This window comes from Nocardioides rotundus, assembly GCF_019931675.1.
Classification (GTDB): domain Bacteria; phylum Actinomycetota; class Actinomycetes; order Propionibacteriales; family Nocardioidaceae; genus Nocardioides; species Nocardioides rotundus.
The window spans coordinates 3,971,777-3,989,371 of sequence record NZ_CP082922.1 but is presented as its reverse complement, the minus strand read 5'-3'; the positions used below and the strand labels follow the sequence as shown (position 1 = coordinate 3,989,371).

The 17,595-nt window shown below is 67.1% G+C and carries 14 protein-coding genes; 10 read left to right on the top strand and 4 right to left on the bottom strand.

From position 1 onward, the window contains the following. The first annotated feature begins 301 nt into the window (after window positions 1-301). From K8W59_RS19640 to K8W59_RS19605, 8 genes are all read left to right on the top strand, one after another. A complete protein-coding gene (locus tag K8W59_RS19640) occupies window positions 302-1,045 on the top strand; it encodes a TnsA-like heteromeric transposase endonuclease subunit (protein WP_317846291.1) in 744 nt (247 codons plus the stop codon). Further along, window positions 1,042-3,318 carry a hypothetical protein gene (locus K8W59_RS19635; protein ID WP_223396666.1) on the top strand — a complete coding sequence of 759 codons (2,277 nt, stop codon included), beginning with the start codon at window positions 1,042-1,044 and terminating at the stop codon, window positions 3,316-3,318. The genes K8W59_RS19640 and K8W59_RS19635 overlap by 4 nt, the downstream gene beginning before the upstream one ends. Continuing rightward, window positions 3,318-4,388 (top strand): TniB family NTP-binding protein, encoded by a 1,071-nt coding sequence (locus K8W59_RS19630; RefSeq protein ID WP_223396665.1) that lies wholly within the window; start codon window positions 3,318-3,320, stop codon window positions 4,386-4,388. The genes K8W59_RS19635 and K8W59_RS19630 overlap by 1 nt, the downstream gene beginning before the upstream one ends. A 23-nt stretch (window positions 4,389-4,411) precedes the next feature. Then, window positions 4,412-5,824, top strand: coding sequence for a hypothetical protein (locus K8W59_RS19625; RefSeq protein WP_223396664.1), 1,413 nt, complete (start codon window positions 4,412-4,414; stop codon window positions 5,822-5,824). Then, window positions 5,814-7,469, top strand: a complete 1,656-nt coding sequence (locus K8W59_RS19620) for a TniQ family protein (RefSeq protein WP_223396663.1) — start codon at window positions 5,814-5,816, stop codon at window positions 7,467-7,469. The genes K8W59_RS19625 and K8W59_RS19620 overlap by 11 nt, the downstream gene beginning before the upstream one ends. Beyond that, complete coding sequence (locus tag K8W59_RS19615) at window positions 7,466-7,705, top strand: hypothetical protein (RefSeq protein ID WP_223396662.1); 240 nt, start codon at window positions 7,466-7,468, stop codon at window positions 7,703-7,705. Before K8W59_RS19620 ends, K8W59_RS19615 begins: the two co-directional genes overlap by 4 nt. Then, entirely contained in the window at window positions 7,705-8,640 is a 936-nt protein-coding gene (locus K8W59_RS19610) for a hypothetical protein (RefSeq protein ID WP_223396661.1), read from the top strand. The genes K8W59_RS19615 and K8W59_RS19610 overlap by 1 nt, the downstream gene beginning before the upstream one ends. Window positions 8,641-8,733: 93 nt before the next feature. Then, window positions 8,734-9,381 carry a metallophosphoesterase gene (locus tag K8W59_RS19605; protein WP_223396660.1) on the top strand — a complete coding sequence of 216 codons (648 nt, stop codon included), beginning with the start codon at window positions 8,734-8,736 and terminating at the stop codon, window positions 9,379-9,381. Here the strand turns inward: K8W59_RS19605 and K8W59_RS19600 are convergent, their stop codons facing one another. After that, window positions 9,382-9,693 carry a hypothetical protein gene (locus K8W59_RS19600; RefSeq protein ID WP_223396659.1) on the bottom strand — a complete coding sequence of 104 codons (312 nt, stop codon included), beginning with the start codon at window positions 9,691-9,693 and terminating at the stop codon, window positions 9,382-9,384. 135 nt (window positions 9,694-9,828) lie between these two features. Between K8W59_RS19600 and K8W59_RS19595 the strand changes: the two genes are divergently transcribed. Continuing rightward, entirely contained in the window at window positions 9,829-15,108 is a 5,280-nt protein-coding gene (locus K8W59_RS19595; protein WP_223396658.1) for a sacsin N-terminal ATP-binding-like domain-containing protein, read from the top strand. Window positions 15,109-15,372: 264 nt separating this feature from the next. On the opposite strand, the gene K8W59_RS19590 is transcribed toward K8W59_RS19595, so the two are convergent. Continuing rightward, complete coding sequence (locus K8W59_RS19590) at window positions 15,373-15,672, bottom strand: hypothetical protein (RefSeq protein WP_223396657.1); 300 nt, start codon at window positions 15,670-15,672, stop codon at window positions 15,373-15,375. A 57-nt stretch (window positions 15,673-15,729) separates the two neighbouring features. Further along, window positions 15,730-16,206: a PIN domain-containing protein gene (locus tag K8W59_RS19585; RefSeq protein ID WP_223396656.1), complete on the bottom strand. Its 477-nt coding sequence runs from the start codon at window positions 16,204-16,206 to the stop codon at window positions 15,730-15,732. 59 nt (window positions 16,207-16,265) lie between these two features. Between K8W59_RS19585 and K8W59_RS20445 the strand changes: the two genes are divergently transcribed. Beyond that, window positions 16,266-16,904, top strand: coding sequence for a helix-turn-helix domain-containing protein (locus K8W59_RS20445; protein ID WP_223396655.1), 639 nt, complete (start codon window positions 16,266-16,268; stop codon window positions 16,902-16,904). Here K8W59_RS20445 and K8W59_RS19575 read toward each other — a convergent pair. Next, window positions 16,901-17,548 (bottom strand): hypothetical protein, encoded by a 648-nt coding sequence (locus K8W59_RS19575; protein ID WP_223396654.1) that lies wholly within the window; start codon window positions 17,546-17,548, stop codon window positions 16,901-16,903. The genes K8W59_RS20445 and K8W59_RS19575 overlap by 4 nt on opposite strands. Window positions 17,549-17,595 lie beyond the last annotated feature (47 nt).

Below are 17,595 nucleotides of genomic sequence, written 5' to 3'. Positions count from 1 at the left end.
TTGGCATGGGCGGACTACGGGAGTTCGGAACTTCCGGAGTGCGGTAGTCGAGTGCGGTAGTCGAGTGCGGTAGTTACACCGCGGTAGTCCGATCCGGTGGTGCCCTGGTGAGCTAGGAAGGCCAGAAGATTCGTAGAAAAAGTGCAACGGCTATTGCCGGGCGCGCCCTCGAGTCATACCCTCACGGGGTTGGCTACAGGCTGAGCGTCGACCTCGAACAAGAGGAGGCGCCCCCGCGGGAACGGGAACGCCTCCGTGGTCGACTCCCGATGGAACGCCCGAAAGCGAAGGATGACGACCCATGCCCGAGTCTATGGGCGACCCATGCCTAGAGTCAGTCCCGGATCCCGCTGAAGTCGCATGGACCTTCAGGATTCGGGGCCGCCGAACCCCCTGGGACTGGATCGACGGACCTCCGGACATGCGGCAGCTGCAGTCCTACCGACGGCCCGCGTCCGGCTCGGGGTCGCGGCATGTTCCGGTGAGAGCGTTCAGTTACACGATCGGCGCCTACCTTGCGCTCGAATCGGGTCTTGAGCACGACCTGCTGCGACGGCTCGACCGCGACCCATCAGTCACGTGGCTTGTCTCCCAGCCCTTCGCTCTCGGCTGGGACGTCGCTGCCCGCCGCACGAGGAAGTCTCACGTGCCCGACCTGATCTCCCTCGCCAGCGACGGCGCTGTCACGGTCTGGGACGTCAAGAGTCCCGAGGGTGCTGCATCGTCCAAGTTTGCAGAAGTCCGTGAGGTCAGCAGGCAGGCCTGCGAGGAACGGGGCTGGGGATACGAGGTCTTCACTGGACTCGGTCCTACGCATCGCCACAACCTTCTCTGGCTGCACGCCTATCGCCGACGACAGCCGTGGGTGGACCACTACGAGGACGACCTGATCGCCGCGTGCGACGGCGGGGCGAAGCTGGGAGATCTCGTCCGCGCCCGCAGATCACACGAGTATCTCGCCGCCATCTGGCATCTGATCTGGGCTGGTCACCTGAAGGTCGATCTCGCGCAGCGCCTGACCGGCGCCAGTGAGGTGACGACATGAGTCACGCCCGACTCTCGCTCCGGGCCGGCGCCAGGATCCTCGGCAGCGCCGGCTACTTGCTCGTGATGCAGGTGAGCCGCCACTTCGTGACGCTCGAGTCGAGCACGGGCGAGCGCGAAGACGTGCCCTTCGCGGAGATCACAGGCGCCGATGTCTCCAACGGCGAGGTTGCGGCCCTCGCCATTGCTCTCGAGCCGTGGTGGTCCGGTTTGCCGGAAGAGGTCCGCCGCGAGGCCCTCTTCAAGCTCGAGGTCGTGATGGAGATCCTGACCGGCTATCGATGGGGCCACCGGAGACTGGCGCAGCCCGGGGAGCCCTTTCCCGCCGTCAGTGATCCCGACCTGAGTGAGACCCAGCGGTGTGAGGCGATGTCGCGACAGCTCGCATACGAGCAGCACGCCGACCGGCAGATCCTGAAGCGGGTTCAGGACGGCGAGCTGCGGACGCACACCGTAGGGGCAAGCACGATCCAGACTTGGATCCGCAACTGGCGCGAGCACGGCCTGCGCGGGCTGGTCGACAAGAGGGCGATCAAGGCCCGTCAGGGTTATGACGTCCTCGATGAGCGTGTACGCCGGATCGCCGATGACGTCTTCGCCCGATTCAATGGTGACGACTCCAAGGTCAACATCAAGACCATCGAGGCCGAGATCCGGATCCAGATGAGGCGCGAAGGCCTCAAGAACGTCCGCCTTCCACAGCGCCTGTTCCAGGAATACCTCTCCGAGCGCCACCAAGCACTGGGGCGCACGACCAGGGCACACCGGTCCCGGTACCTGCGGCGAGCCGCGTCCGGGCATGTCAGCTACGCCGCGATGCATCCCGGACACCTCGTCCTGGACGCAACCCGCGCCGACGTACTCGTCTGGGACGAGGTTCACGAGTGCCCGCGGAGCGTCGAGGTGCTGACCGTGATCAGCGTGGCCACGCGCGTCGTCGTCGCGCTTCGCGTCACGCCGCGGTCCGGCAACGCACTCGAGGCCGGCCTTGCCCTGTACGACGCGATGCGCCCGATGTCCATGCTGGTCGAAGGCACCACGGTCGACGACTGGCGCTGGTGCGGTGTACCGGAATCACTGGATCTCTCAGACGTGACGGTGCACCGCTCACCACGTCGGCTGATTCCGCCCGGACAGAGCCTGCAGAGCATCCAGGGCGTCCACTACAAGCCGGGCGTCGAGCCATCCTCCGTGCGCTGCGACCACGGGTCGATCTTCCTGTCCGCGCACTTCACCGGACTGCTCCGGGATCTGGGCGTCGACCTGATGCTCTCGCGCGGATCCCGTCCCACCGACAACCCTCACGTTGAGCGCTGGCACGAGACGCTGCAGCGCGCCTACCAGGCGATTCCTGGGTTCAAGGGTCGCAACGTCTCCGAGCGCGGCCGGAAGGTCGAGGCTGCCGGCGAACGGCTCCTGACCGCTCACGAGCTTGAGCGCCACCTCCGACGGTTCGTTGCACTGGATTACCACCGATCCCACCACACGGGGCTCTACCTGCCCGGCGCCGAGCGTCAGGCACGCATGAGCCCGCTGGAGATGTGGGACGCGATGATGGAGGTCACGGGCCGCATTGACGTCCCGCAGCACCCGGATCTGATCTACCAGTTCCTCCCGATCCGCTGGCTGACGATCGGGCACGCCGGAGTGGAGTACAAGAACCTGACCTACGACGCGCCGGTCCTCGACGAGTTCCGCAACGTCCGACCCGGCAGCTTCCTCGACGGCTCCCGCAAAGCCCCGTTCCACTACGACCCTCGGGACGTGTCGCGGATCTGGTTCCGCCACCCCGAGACCGGCCGGATTCACGAGATCGGCTGGAAAGCCAGGCACCTCCTCGATGTCCCGCTGAGCGACTTCATCCGTGACCGCGCGATCGTCAACATCAAGGCCCGCGGCGGCAACAAGGCGCTCAAAGCCGGCTCCGCGTGGCGGCAGATCATCGACGAGTTCGGCCACCTCACCTCGCCTGAGGAGACCGCTGAGAACCGCGCGAAAGCGTACGCCGCGCGTCTGCGTTGGGAACAGGCCCAGCGCGACCACGCCGAGGCCGCCGACCACGGCGGCATCGCTGCCGACGTTCAACAACCCGTCGCAGCGACTGGTCTGGACGCCGACGATGTCGACCAACGGGAGTCGCAGCCTGGGGCGGACAGCAATGGGACAGATGCTGTCGTCATCCCGCTGCGACGCCCGGAGCCGGAGCCGACCGTCGCGAAGTACGACCCTGAATCGGTGTGGCCGGACTACGACGACGAGATCGGGGCCGAGTGATGGACGCTGCCGCGTGGCACATGCAGGCGATGACCCCGCCGCCAGAACTGCCTGATCCGATGACAAAGGCACAATGGTCTGCGTGGAGCGAGACGGCTCGGGCGTCGTACGTCCGTGCGTTCCGCGTTGCGATGCGTGCCCGGCCTTTCGCTTCCCCGATTCATGAGCGCGTTGCTGAGCGGATGACGGCGTCGTTGGGTTCGGCGCTGTTGGAGCCTGCGGGGGCTCGCACGATCTTGGCGCTCTCGGCGCCGTTCTCGGCAGGAAAGTCCACGATGGTCAAGGCGTGGGCGCAGCACCTGCACCGCTCGGTCCTGGCAGGCAGCGCTCCGGAGTTCTTGCCACGGTGGAACCCCACGCCGGGGCTCAGCGCCGACACGGTCCCGGTCAGCTACGTGACCTTGCTGTCGGACTCGCGCGGCACCGACCTGTACGCCCAACTGCTCAACTTCGCCAACAAGGACGCCGGCGGATCGGTGCGGGCCGTTGTGCAGTTCGCCATACGCGCCCTGAAGACCCACGGCACGCGGCTGGTGGTGATCGACGACGCCCACATGCTCCGCACGACGTCGGTGACCGGCCGCGCCACGTTGAACGCGCTCAAACATCTGAACACCGAGCTCGGTGAACTCGGCGGCGTCCTCGTCCTGGTCGGAGCTGACCTCACTGGCGGCGATGTCCTTGCCGATCCGCAGATCCGGGGGCGCCTGGCTCAGCACACCTTCGGCCCGTACGAGATCGACACCGATGACGGACGGCGAGCGTGGCAGCGGTTCTTGAAGGCCGCCGAGACGACGCTGTTGCCCTACCTGCCGGACAACAGTCCCGGTGATATCGCCCAGGGACTGGCTGAGTACCTGTGGATCCGCACCACCGGGTTCGTCGGTGACGCCTCCCGCCTCCTGATCGATGGCACCTGCCACGCGATGAACACGGGGCAGCGGCTTGATCGGTTCGCGATGGACCCGGTGGCGGTGAGCCAGCGCGCCCACGACGCCCAGCAGCGAGTCGAGTTGCTGCGCCGACCTCTTGCGCTTGCCGGGCCGAGTGCTGGCGGCGAGGACGAATGATGAACCAGCCGCCGGTCTCGATCATGCCGCTCGCCCACGAGTCGCTGCCATCGATGCTGTGGCGCCTTCAGCGCGAGGTCGGCATTTACCCCCAGCACGCGTCCGGCCTCAAGACGTACCGGAGCTTGTACGACGACCCCGACCCCGCCGCCCTGCGTCGCACCGCCGAAGCACTGGGACTTCCGGCGCAGGTGCTCGGCCAGCACACCCTGGCGGGTCGGCTCGGCGAAACCTACAACCAGCTGAGTTGGTGGGACTTCCGCCAGCCAGGCCGCTGGGCCTGCCCCGCGTGTGGCCACCAGACCGTGTGGACACGACTCGTGCTTGTCAGCGCATGCACGGCCTGCGGAATCCTCCTCAGCAGCAAGGAGGAATCGCCAACCCGGCCGGCACCGGAGACCGCACGTCGCGTGCAGCGGCACTACCTCAACGCGCTGGTCCACGGCCGGCTTGCTGATGACGATCGAATCGCCCGATGGTGGCGTTTGTTGTCGTTCCACCTGTGTACTGGCTGGCCCGTGCACCCCGAAAGCGGGTTGGAGCCGATGCCGCGCGGCAGCGGTCTCGGCACGAATCGTGAGCTCGGCTGGCGCAACCCGGACTGGATCGCCGAGTTCGCCGTCACCGGTTGGCCCGCCGTAGAGACGGTCCGCTCGTTCCGCGGCCACATCAAGACCGTGGCCACCCAGATGTTGGCACCCGACCTCGCGGAGGCCGAACCCGACGTCGATGTCGTCGAATCGAGGAAGCGGCTTCACCGTCGGATCCGCGCCTGGGGGCTGGCCGAACACCACATCCCCGACCACGTCCTGCCCGACGGGACCCCGTTCGACGGCTGCCACGCCGAGGCCATCGGCTACGCGATCTCCCGGGCGTTGCGTCGCGAGGTCGTCCACGCCACGACCCGGCATCGCCCGACCAAGGACGAGCTGCTTGCCGGTCGCCGTCCACTGCGTCAGACCCGCGAGCTCGCAGGCATCAACCAGCTCCTCGCCTGCGACGCGGCCGGCGTCGAGATCCTGACCCGGCTCGCAGCCCGCCTGGCCCAACCCGGGCGCGGGGAGCGGATCGACTACCGACACCGCCGCGAGACGCTGGCCACCCTCCGCACCGTTCCCAGCTCGATCCTCAAACAACTCTCACCGGCCCTGCGCGAGCGCAAAGTCCCCGCCCGGGTCCGGGCCAATCCGCTCGGGCGCGACGCAGCGGCGTGGATCTGGATTCAGCTCGCCGGCGGCGTGCTCCACCACTCACCTCACCACGCCGCGGCACGGACCCGGCTTCGGAGCTTCGACCGCACCCTTACTCCCGAGGACCGGCTCCTGCTACTCGAGTACGGCTACGAGGTCCTCGGCGCTGTGGCCGACGACGTCACCCGCCAGCATCGGCCAGCGGCGGTCGGTGTGGAGCGCGAGGACCAGGCTGATGCCAGCTGACGTTCGGCTGCCCGTCTCGGTCGCGCCGGTGGCCGGGGAGGCACTCGATGGCTACCTCGAGCGGCTCGCCGCCGCCAACGGCATGGACCACCCACGACTCGTGAACAGGATCCGGGCCGGCGGCGCCACGACCGCGTTCCTCACCATCGCCCCTGACTCACGGCTGCTCGACAACATCACAACCCTCGCGGACCTGCCGGAACCGGACGACACCTCGGCGCACGCCAGTCTGCCCGGCATCGACACCCACGACCTCGACCCGACGAACAAGCGGACCTGGCGCAACGTCGCAGCGCGTGGATGGCCACCCGAACGCGGGACCGCGCTATGCCCGCTCTGCCTCGCCGACGACGGAGTGTGGCGGCTGGCGTGGCGCCACCCCTGGGTCACCGCCTGCGTACGACACCGAGTGTGGCTCCTCGGCAGGTGCCCGGCGTGCGGGCGACGTTTCCGCGCCCACCGCACACCACTGCGCCCCGCCGACGCTCCAGCCGGCCTATGTGGCAACCCGGCCGGTGCCCGCGGCCGCAACTGTCCCCAACCCCTCGACGAGCTCGACACCGAACCAGCCCGCGAGGCCGTGCTCGACTCCCAGCGTCGCATCGACACCGCACTCGCCGGATCCGCAGTCCCGATCCTCGGCGTGCTCACCGACCCCGAGTCCTACTTGGCCGAGTTGAAAGCGCTCACCGTGCTGCTCCTGCACCTGGCGATCCAGCCCGACGGCGACGGCATCGCGGAGTGGGCGCACCGAGCACGGCTCGACCGGAGTCGCAGCGCCGGCGGTCAGGGCGCGCGTTGGGGACTGGCACCGCCGGCCGACCTGATGCTCCGGGGGAGCGCCCTCGCAGTCGCCGACGCCGTTCTCCGCGCTCCCGCCCTCGATACCGCTGCGGAGGCACTGCGCCCATGGACCGAGCTCACCCCACCCACCAACGACGGCCAACTGGGATGGCTCGCGGACCACACCACCATGACGCCGACGCTGGCCCGCCTCGTCATGAGCGCGACCGCCGCCCGACGGCGCATCGCCACCCTCCTCGACCACTCGCCGACCAACCACTGCGCGGTGACTGCGGTCCCGCAGGTCCTCCCCGCCGATCTCTACGCCGCTCGCATGCGTGGGCTCCTGGACGTCGCCGATAGGACCGGCCGACTGTACGCCTCGCTCTGTCTCGCTCGCAGGCACACAGGTGCCCGGACGTGGGCCGAGGCCGCGATCGTGTTGGGGCTTCCCGCCGAGATCGGCGTGAAGACGGCTCGGGCCTGTAGCGCCAACGTCGTCGGCCGGCCCGACCGGTTCGTCAGCGCCCTCGACGAGCTTGCCGGGCAGCTCGACGTCGGCGTCGACTACCGAGCTCGGGAGGACGTCGTACGCCGTCTCGCGTCCAGGACGATCTGGTGCCGGCGGTGGGCGCGCGCACATCACCGAGGAAGTCACACCGCCAGCGCTGGTTACGCCGCGACGTGGCTGTGGACCGAGTACGCCCACGGGCACATCGACACCAGCCCCGGCTGGCCGCGCCCGCCCGATCACACCGACCGTGCGAGGTTCCGCCGCTACGCGAGCCGACTCTCCACGGCCGCCACCGACGCGCTCAGCGGGATCGCGGCGGCGTCAGCACCCACGAGGAGGATCGCGTGAAGCACTGCGACGAGGTGTGGGGACTCTGGGACGCCGATGAACTCGTCAGCGTGCACCTCACCGACCAGGCCGCTCGAGATGCACGTGAACAGCACCTCGAGCGGTACCTGGCCTTCCCCGCCGAGCGGGACATCATCTCGGCGGTCGTCGAGATCCGTCGGACGCGATTGGTAGACCAGCCACCGCCGCTCGTCAGCCCCGGACGTCGTCTACGAGGATCGGATGGAGGCATGTGATGGTCGTGCTCCAGGTAGCGATCGAACCCGATCGAGCGGCCTCGATCCGGGCTGGCCTCGACCCTGCCACCACCACCCTCGAGGTGGATCTCGACGCGATCACCCAAGAGGAGCGCGACCTCCTCGCCGATCACGACGGGCGTCCCGTCCCTGTCACCACACCGACAATCGAGTGCCTCTTCGAAGCACTGCGTACCGCAGCCGGCGAGGAGCTCGAGGTCCTCACCGAGATCCTCGCGGCGCACCGCGCCGTGCTGCGGGAGCGGCGGGTCAAGTCCTGGCAGCAGCCGGTTGCGGCATCCGACGACGAGACCTTCACCGTCGTCCAACCCGACTGGCCCGAGTACGGGCGAGGCGCCATCCGCACACGCGACTGGACCCCGGTCGTCGCCAAGCACCGCGACAAGATCCACGAGATCACCCACGGCGACGAAGCTGCCGGCTGGACGCGTGAGCTCGAAGCGATCAACAAAGAGGTCCGAGAGCGCGCCCTGAATCAGTGGTACGAAGCCGATCGGGCGGAGGACCGAGCACGCGAGGAGGGCAAAGCTCGACTGCACGAGTGGGCCATCGAGAATGGCTCTGAACGGGTCAAGTTGCTCATCGAAGAGAACATGGCCACCTGGTACGGGCTCGCCGAGGACGAGTACTTCGCCGACCACACCCCCGCAGGGTTCACGCCGCTGACCGACGATGACGACGTCCGGTCGCTCCCGGTGCCGGACGTGCCCGACATCCTTGCTCTCCGTGAGGCACGCCGCGTCGCGGCCACCGACGACGCGCTGAGCGAACCCCACCTCGTCTGGATCGGGAGCACCAGCGACACCGGCGAGACCGCCGGTGGCCCAGCAGTGCGTCTCGCGATCACCGCTCCCAACAGCGGACGGCTCCTCGTCTGGCGGTACGTCGCCGACCAACCTGAGCCACAGAGCTGACGGCCGCAACAGGCTTCTACAGGCGCCGGAAACTCGTTCGCCCGCCCTCGCCATGACGTGCGACCCTGTTCGACCGCCAGCAAGGAGGATCCGATGACAGTCTGGTTCACCGCCGACCAGCACTTCGGCCACGGCCGCCTCCTCGAGCTCTCCGCGGCTCGTGGTGCTGCCTTCTCGACCGTCAGCGAGATGAACGCCCGGCTCATCACGAACTGGAACACGGTGGTCGCACCCGAGGACACCGTCTACGTGCTCGGCGACTTCGACATGCACGGCAAGGACACCACCCTGGCCTTCGTCGGACGGCTCGCCGGCACCAAGATCCTCATCAGCGGCAACCACGACTCCTGCTGGGCCGGCGTCCGCGACGGCTGGAAGAACCGCGACCTCTACCTCGCCGCCGGGTTCGCCGCCGTCATGGACTTCGCCGTCACCACCCTCCCGCCAGTTCGACCCCAGGCACCCGCAACCAGGGTGCTGCTGTCCCACTTCCCCTACGCCGGAGACTCCCGCGAGACCGAGGTCGGAGACCGCTACTCACAGTTCCGACTCCGCGACGAAGGCATCCCGCTGCTCCACGGCCACGTCCACGAATCGTTCCGTGAGCGACGTACGAAGCAGGGGACCTGGGGCATCAACGTCGGCGTCGACTGGTGGGACTACACCCCCGTCTCCGCCGAGACTCTCGCCCAGCAACTGGAGGACCTCCAGCGCGGACGCATCGCTCCGATCAGTGGCTGATCAATCGGACGGCGCGACGTCCTGACGTAGGTTGGCGATGACCTTGGCGACCCGCGGGTCATCGACCTCGACCGGTGTGGCGCCCTCGCCGTCGAGAGCTGCCCACAGCAGATCGCGCCACCCCGCCATCACGTGCCGCCGCTGAAGCATCAGCGCACTCGTCGCGCACAGATTCGCTTCGACGTGAACAACGAGGTAGTCCGCGAAGTCGCCACCGGCACTCCGGGCGACCTGTCCGATCACGATCTGCCCGACCGTCTCCGACTCGGTCGGATCGCCGCCCGGCCACATCGCAGCGTCGATGACCAGCATGACCGCATGGTCCCCCGCACGTCCGACCCAACCGCCTGCCTCGGCTGGAGGGCCGCTGCGGACAACGGCTCATCGGCTGCCCCAACATCCACAGACGCCCGCGACTCGCGGTCCGATTCTGAATAATGAGAGTTCATGGACAACACCGCCGACATCATCCGCAGGCGCGCCGCGAAGGTCGTCGATGCGGTGCGTCACGACGAGGTCGGTGTCTACCGCATGATCAAGCAACTCGTTGCGACGACGATCAAGGAGTACCGCGGGCGATTCCTTCATGAGCTGATCCAGAATGGGTTTGACGCTCATCCCGCCGGAGCCCGGGACGGCAAGATCGCCGTACATTTCCACGACGGCGAAGGCGAGCATGGCGTTCTCTACGTCGCCAACGGAGGGCACCCGTTGACGGAGAGCAACTTTCTGCGAATGTCGTCGCTGGGCGACAGCGACAAGCCGATCGGTGTGGGAATTGGCAACAAGGGCGTCGGGTTCAAGAGCGTCTTTCAGATCTGCGATGCACCCGAGGTCTACAGCGCTCTCGGCCCCGACGACATGGGGTTCTCGGGCTTCTCGTTCCGCTTCGGGACACTTAACGATCTCGATTCCTATATCGGACGAGACGACCCGCTCAGGCCCAAGATCGAGAGCGAACTCTCCCTCAGCCTCCTCCCAGTCCCACTCGACGTCGTGCCACCGACCGCTGCCAACCTCCGTAGCCAAGGCTTCGTCACGGTCCTTCGGCTCCCTGCATCGAGCGAGCGCGCGGCAGATGAGATCCGTGAGCGGATGGATCGCCTGCTGGGCTCGCCCGCGCCCGTCATGCTTTTTCTCGACCGCCTGCACTCGCTCTCGATCCAGACCGCTTCAGATTCCGAGCCCCTCATCCTGACCCGGCTGCAGAAGCCCCACGGCGACCTGACTCGCGTCGTGCTCAACGAGACCGATCGTTACCTCCTGTTCGAAGACGTCGTGCCCGACCACGACCTCAGGGCGGCGCTCGAGGAGGCCGTCGACGAAGGCGCGCTCGACAAACGCTGGCTCGAGTGGAGCGCCGAGGCCAGCGTTAGCGTCGCAGTGGGCGACGGCTGGGCAATCCCTAACCCTGCCGTTTTTACGTATCTCCCAATGGGAGGCGCCGCGTCGTCTCCGCTCGGCGGCCACATCAACGCACAGTTCGTCACTGACTTCGCACGTCTCGGGCTCGACGCCGAACAACCGATCAACAGGCTGATGTTGCACCGGATCGCCGACGTATGCACCGTCGCGGCGGAGCGCCTGATGGACGGAAAGCACGACGCCGGCGCAGTCATCGACCTGCTGAGCTGGAACCCAGATTCTCTCGAGTGGATCACCGACGCAGTACGTCGTACGCGGCACGCCAGCCTCGAAGACTTCCTTCGACTGCCGACCTCAGGAAGCTCCGACTGGAGCCCCCTCTCGCAACTCGCAGCCTGGCCGGACCTGCCCTGCCAGGTGATCACGATCGACCGGCTGGTCACGACGGCCGATGCCCAACTGATAGACGCCTCAGCGGTCGACACCGACCGCCTTGGCCGACTGACCAACGTTCGGCACGGCGATCAACTGACCCCTCCCGCCGCAACTGCAGCGGACTGGGTAGAAAGCGTCGCGACGAGCCTCGTAGCAGACGGTGCCGACCTTAGCCTGTGGCGCGCGTTCTACGACGACCTTCCGATGCTGTTCACTACCGGCCAACCACTCCATGGGAAGCGCATCCTCCTTGCCGAGTCAGGCGAACTGGTTCCTGCAGATCAGCCCCCCACGCCGCACGGGGCGCCGCGCACGGTCGGCCGCCGCCAGCGCGCAGTGTTCTTCGCGCCCAAGGCTGCGGGAACAGAGGACGACGACGCGGTCGACACCGAGGTGAACATCACGCCACCCCGCTCCCTCGCTCGTCGAATCCGCTTCCTCCACCCCGACCTGGAGTGGTACGACGGCCCGCAGCAGACACCGGGACGCAAGTTCCTCCAAGACCAGCGCCTGGCACGCCAATTCCGAACGGCATCGCTTCTCGCCCACCTGGGTCAGATGATGACCGGCAGCCCGAGCGATGCGATGAAACGGGATGCTCTGGACTTCGCGTTCAGGCTGTTCGCGACCAACCCGACGCGCCACTCCAAGGAGCTCGCGAGCGTTGGGCTCGCCGTCCCAACGATCACCGGCGGCTGGATCGAGGCGGCTGACGCGCATTTCTCCAGGGGCTGGGAAGTCCCGGGCGCAGACGATCTAAGCGACATCGCGGCTAGCTCGCCGGGCAGCGCCTCGGAGCTTGCCGCGATCTCTGCCAGTCTGATTGCGGAACCGGCGGCGCTCGGCGGCGCGAACCCCGACATGTACAAGTGGACCTCCTTCCTCAAGGTCCTCGGGGTCACCGCAACGCTGCCGATCAAGGCGGCCGGTGACCCCCGACGGATGTACGGACGGTCGCTCACGGCGGCCATCATCGCCGGCGACGGCGCCCCTCGCATCCTTCCCGCCGGTGTCCTCGAGCAATGGGCCGCAGGGATCACGGCCACCGGAAACCCTCACCATCCCGAGACCTACTTCTCCACAAGAGACCCTGTGTATTGGTTCGCCGGTCAACACGAAGTTGCGGACCTGCCAGCCCGTCTCCGGAGTGCCTACGCTCGACTCGTCATCCTGACAGCCCCCTACCTCACCGAGATCCATCAACGATCCACTTGGAGCCGCGACCGACCCAACGGCTGGACCACGACCGTCGAAACGCCACTGTTCTGCTTCCTGACCAACGCGAGTTGGGTCCCGATCGCGGTCCCGAACGAACCCACCCGAGAGTTCCGCCCACCCTCCGACGCCTGGTACGTCGGAGTCGCGGACAACATGGCAGCTTCATACTCGCCCCTCGTCGACTCACGCCTGCGACGACTCATGGACTCGTCAGAGGTCGGGGAACGACACTGGAGACCCCTGGGTTTCCTCGATTGGAGTTCTCCGGAGGACGCTGCGCTCCTCATTGACCACCTCACCGAACTGTTCGCCACCGGCGAGGTGCCCGAGACCGCCAGCGAGCACTTCCGGACGAGCTTGGCAGCGGCGTGGGATTCCGTCGGCGATGCGGCAATTCGGACCCGGCCGACGCTGGAAGAGACGCTGTTGGTCGAGGTCCAAGGGCAACTCAACCTCGCTTCTAAGGAGTCCACCGCTGGCACCCTGTTCGTAACCGGGACCCACGACCAATCGGCAACAGCCCGCTTGATACGCGAACTGGGCTGGCCCGTTGTCGCAGTCGAGACCGACGACCTCAGCAGGCTGCGGGAAGTCGCGGACGTGCTGCGCAGCGCCTGGCACGACGACATTGGAGTTACCTCAGAATGGCAACTTGAGGTCCTTGCCGATGGCGAATCGTGGAAGGCCAGCGAGGCGTCGGCCCGCTTGGTCGACGAGGTCTCGTGGCTTCCGTTGCTGGTCGCTGCGTGCATGCGCTTCCCGCGCGCAAGCGGCATCCGTATCGGAAAGCAGCTGGGCCGCGTGCTCGACGAGATCGCCCGCATCCGACTAGCGCCTGCCGCACGGCTGGCCATCGCCACCGCAAACGGGGATCAACCACTTCCAGCACGCCTCAACGGCGTGCTGCCCATGGCCGGAGATATCCCCACTCTGCTGACCGAATCCCACAAGACGCCACCCACCTGGGAACAGCTCGAGGCTCTCACGCAGGCCGTCCTCGAACTCCTCGGCCACGAGCGGTTCAAGGCCGAAGTCTCGCTGACCATCCGGGACCTCAGCACGGGGGCTGACCACACCGTCACCCGCCCAGACAACGCCGAGGTCGCCGCGAGTCTGCGGGTCTCGGAAGGTCAGATCACCGAACTCGAGTCCACAGCGTTCGGGACCGTCCGGGGCATCGTCGCGCGGCTCCAACTTGTCGCGCCGGCAATCTGGGGCGAGGCCGCTGTGGAGCCACTCTCAGAGTCAATCTCGGCTACTTACTCTCGAGACGACCTCTTGCATGTTCTGACCGAACTATGCGGGGACGAGGACCATGCCGCCGCTGTCCTCGAAACCGCGACAGACGCAGCAAACGCAGACGACTTGCGCAGACGTCTCGGTGTGAGCCTGGCCGACTTCAACACAGCGCTGGGCGTCTACTTCCCAGCCGTGCCACCAGTGAGCTACGGCGCCGCTCAGGCCGAAGAGTTCGACCTCCGCCGTCGCCAACGTCAACGCGAACTGGTCGATTGGGTGCGCGGCGCACGCATCGGCCGCTTCGACGCGGGCCAGAGCCAGCCCGACTGGCTCGACCTCCGCAACCTGTCTTACCTCGATCCTGACCCAGACTGGGAGACCACCCTCGACGACATCAGCCTGGAGCTGCTTGACGCGCGCATGGATGATCAGATGACGCTGAGGTTTGGCCCGCGGACCAACGAGGGTTCCCTCCCCGATCTTGACGCAGTCCAAGCCGCGAACGGACGCCCGCTCCGCGCCCGACTGATCGAAGCGCGACGCGTTCTTGCCGCCTGGTGTGAGCGCGAAGACGCAGAGCTCCCCGTCGCATGGACAACTGAAGCGTTCGACATCGAACTAAGACAGCGGCTCGAGGAAGTCGGTGCCCTCGACTTCAGGGAACTGTCCGACGCGGAACTGGCCCACTGGCTCGATCGAACAGGAGCTTGGCCACCAGGAATGACCCACTCGGTCGCTCCGGACGCCCATCGCCTCAGTCAGCAGGAAGTCAATGCCCAAGAGAGAGCAGATGCAGACGCCAAGGCCGAGAAGGCCATGGCTGCCAAGCGCGTACATTTCCAGGGCAGCGACGTTGACCTCGACCAGACCATGTCCACCCTCGTCGATCGGGTCACGCAGTTCCTGGAGACGCAGCCCACCAGCCTGGACACCGCCTACCGCACGAGCTCGCTCGCCGAAGTGTCAGGCCGGGCCCGCCACACAGGCGCCGACGATGGGAACGGCCGGCGCACCCCCGGCGGACCGACCACCAAGCGACCGTCGACGGAGCAAACCAACGCAATCGGACTTGTGGGCGAGATGGTTGCCTACCACTGGCTCATCAAGAAGGACCCGTCCGGCGTGGTCGACGCGTCCTGCTGGAAGTCAAGCAACTGTGGACTCGTGTTCGACGGTGCGGTGGGCGACGACAGCCTTGGCTACGACTTCGAAGTCCCCAGGCGCGGCGGATCCGTCATGTACGAAGTGAAGGCAACCACCGCTGACGCCGGCATGATCGAACTGGGCGAGACAGAGGTCAGATGCGCACAACAGTTCGCCCGTAGCGACCGATGGAGGCTCCTGATCGTGGAGAACGCGATGTCGGATGCGCCAAGGATCTACATGCTCCCCAATCCGTTCCGGCACGACAGTCGCGGACTCTTCACGTTCGTCGGCAACAGCGTGAGGCTTCGCTTCCGACTGCCGTGATGTCGGACGACCGGAAACCTAGGCGCGCGTCAGCGGCGAGGGTGAGCCTGAAGACCTCGCCGCTGACGCAGCGAAATAGGGGTCAGCCGACCTTCCGAACGTGACCGCCGCCCCGGGATGGACGGCGAGGCCGTGGTGGCTTCTGGCCGCGGAACGTCTCGCCTGCGTCGATCCGTCGCTTGTTGGCGTCGTACGCTCTCTGGGCGCGATCGACCTCGTCATCCCAACCGCCGCCGGAGTGGTCGGCGCGGCGGCCCCGGCCCTTCACCGCGCGTTCCAGGAGTCGACCCGTGCCGCGACCTGTTCGACGGTGACGCGCCCGTCGCGGAGTTCGCGGTAGCCGCGCTCGACGGCGTCGGGGTCGATGCCGGCGCGCATGGCCTGTGCCCGGAGGTCGTGCAGGTCAATCTCGGACTGGAGCAGGCGCTTGAGGTTTGCGATCTCGCGCTGCCCTTCGTATGCGGCGGCGTCCTGCTGACCGCGCCTGTAGAGGGCGGCGCCGATCGCGGGTCCGCCGACGCTGGCGGCTCCGGCGGCCAGGAAATAGAGAATGAAGATGGGCATGGGTCACTCCGTGTTGTTGAGGTCTGGATTGTTGGATCGCACTAAGGCTCGGGGACTTCAGGCCGCCATCGGGTTCCCCGTTCCGCTGCGAAGGAGGTGCACGCTCGTCGCAGCCTGTGCAAGCTTCCGGCTCAAGCGGTCGGGATGGCTGACGACGTGCACACGGACCCGGTCGGCGAGGGCGGCGAAGATGCCATCTCCCGACGCCACCACCGCGTCGGTGTAACCACGCCGGATGAAGAAGTCCGCTCGGGCCAGCAGCGCGAGATCGGAAGCATCAGGGCCGGGAGGCACCACCTCGAGGGCCCAACCGCGGCACGCGAGGAGCGGCACGTATGGGGCCAGGAGAGACCCCGCGAGCGCAGCACACGTGGGGAGGCCCGAGAAATAGCCTTCGAGCTCGTCGAAGACCGCCGCGGCCGCAGCGGCCGGCAGACGCCGCCCCGCGAAGACGGTGCAGTTCTCCGCGTCCGCGAGCCCGAAGCCGAGAGCACGGCCGGCGCGAACCCCATCGATAGAGGAAGAGAGGATCATGTGGCGAATATTGGCACGGCGACCATCGAACTCGCAAGAGGATCTTGTATCCTTTTCTCGTGAGCGACGGCGAAAACAAACCAGAGGGGCCCTGGCAGGTTGCAGCCGGGACGACCGGCAACGCGCGGTTCGGGACTCTGGTGAGGAACCTGCGAGAGCGCAGTGGCCTCAGTCCGCAACAACTCGCCGATCAGGCGGGCGTGCACGTGTCGTTCGTCCGCGGGATCGAGCGCGGGGCCCAAGCGCCGTCGCTGGCTAGAGCTCGGCCGCTCCTTGCGTGCATGAAGGAGCAGGAGCGGATCCGTTGGCTAGAGAACGGTCCTTATGACCTTGTACTTCGAGACCCGAAAATCGGTCGCGACGTTGCCTTCGAGTTCAAGGCGAAGGTGCGAGGTCAGAACCGGCGCCCAGACTCTGGTCCGGTGGCCGTGCTCAACGCTATGTCTGAGGTGTTGTTGCCTGCGATGCAGCAGCTCCGCGATGAGCTGGGGATCGGTCCCCCTGTCGCAGAGGCGGGCGCTGGGCAGGCCAGCTCCGACGCGCTGCTTGGAACCGAGCAACCGCCATCTTCCCCGGGTGTCGGTGACGCGTCGTTCGGTCGCGTGGTTCGGCTTCTTGCGGCCGCTGACGGTGCGACCCTGAGTCGCGTTGAGCGACTGTTGCGAGAGGGATCTCGGGGCCCGGACCTAAGTTCCTAAACGTGCGCGCCGCTCGTCGTTATGCAGCGAGACTGACTTCGAGGAGCGCCTGGAGCGGGTGCATGCGACTGCGGTACGCCTTCGGCAGCAGATCGGCGCGCTGGACTAACCTGCGCAGGACCCACCGGATCCGGTCGAGCGCCTAGAGTGCTGCGAGGGCAGACACGCTCAGTGGCGATGTGCTCGGCGAGCCGCTCTCGATGGGCTGCGACGGACAGCCTCCGGCTCTGCGTCCTGCTAGCGATGAACACGCGCGATCCCCAAGCGGTGAAGGCGCTCGCCGCGAGGGTGAAGCCGACCAGCATCATCAGCAGGGCGAGGCTGGCCAGAACTGTCGTGAGCGCATTCCTTGCCGACGCGGTCTGGGACAGCATCGTGCCGGCGTAACCGACGATGAGACCGGCTCCTCCGAAGCCGAGCACGATCGCGTGCTGGCGTGGCGTGAATGGTTCCTGGCCCAGTCGGCGCGCGGCGTAGATCGCGGCGCGGTCCCGCACTGCCTGTTCCATCACGTCCTTCTCGTCGCCTGCGGGCAGGAGGGCGACGACCGCCAGTTCCTGGCGCATCACGCGGCGCTCCAATGCTCCGCGTCCACCTGTTGTGTAGACGGCGGTGGCGATCGCTGCAACGGTCGGGATGCCCACGGACGCCCATGCGCTATCCATGATTGCCACCTCCTGTGGTCGGGGTG

Bases quoted from the DNA above. Each gene is read 5' to 3' on its own strand.
- K8W59_RS19640 (WP_317846291.1), top strand. From the start codon at position 302: ATGCCCGAGTCTATGGGCGACCCATGCCTAGAGTCAGTCCCGGATCCC.
- K8W59_RS19635 (WP_223396666.1), top strand. From the start codon at position 1,042: ATGAGTCACGCCCGACTCTCGCTCCGGGCCGGCGCCAGGATCCTCGGC.
- K8W59_RS19630 (WP_223396665.1), top strand. From the start codon at position 3,318: ATGGACGCTGCCGCGTGGCACATGCAGGCGATGACCCCGCCGCCAGAA.
- K8W59_RS19625 (WP_223396664.1), top strand. From the start codon at position 4,412: ATGCCGCTCGCCCACGAGTCGCTGCCATCGATGCTGTGGCGCCTTCAG.
- K8W59_RS19620 (WP_223396663.1), top strand. From the start codon at position 5,814: ATGCCAGCTGACGTTCGGCTGCCCGTCTCGGTCGCGCCGGTGGCCGGG.
- K8W59_RS19610 (WP_223396661.1), top strand. From the start codon at position 7,705: ATGGTCGTGCTCCAGGTAGCGATCGAACCCGATCGAGCGGCCTCGATC.
- K8W59_RS19605 (WP_223396660.1), top strand. From the start codon at position 8,734: ATGACAGTCTGGTTCACCGCCGACCAGCACTTCGGCCACGGCCGCCTC.
- K8W59_RS19600 (WP_223396659.1), bottom strand. From the start codon at position 9,693: ATGCTGGTCATCGACGCTGCGATGTGGCCGGGCGGCGATCCGACCGAG.
- K8W59_RS19595 (WP_223396658.1), top strand. From the start codon at position 9,829: ATGGACAACACCGCCGACATCATCCGCAGGCGCGCCGCGAAGGTCGTC.
- K8W59_RS19590 (WP_223396657.1), bottom strand. From the start codon at position 15,672: ATGCCCATCTTCATTCTCTATTTCCTGGCCGCCGGAGCCGCCAGCGTC.
- K8W59_RS19585 (WP_223396656.1), bottom strand. From the start codon at position 16,206: ATGATCCTCTCTTCCTCTATCGATGGGGTTCGCGCCGGCCGTGCTCTC.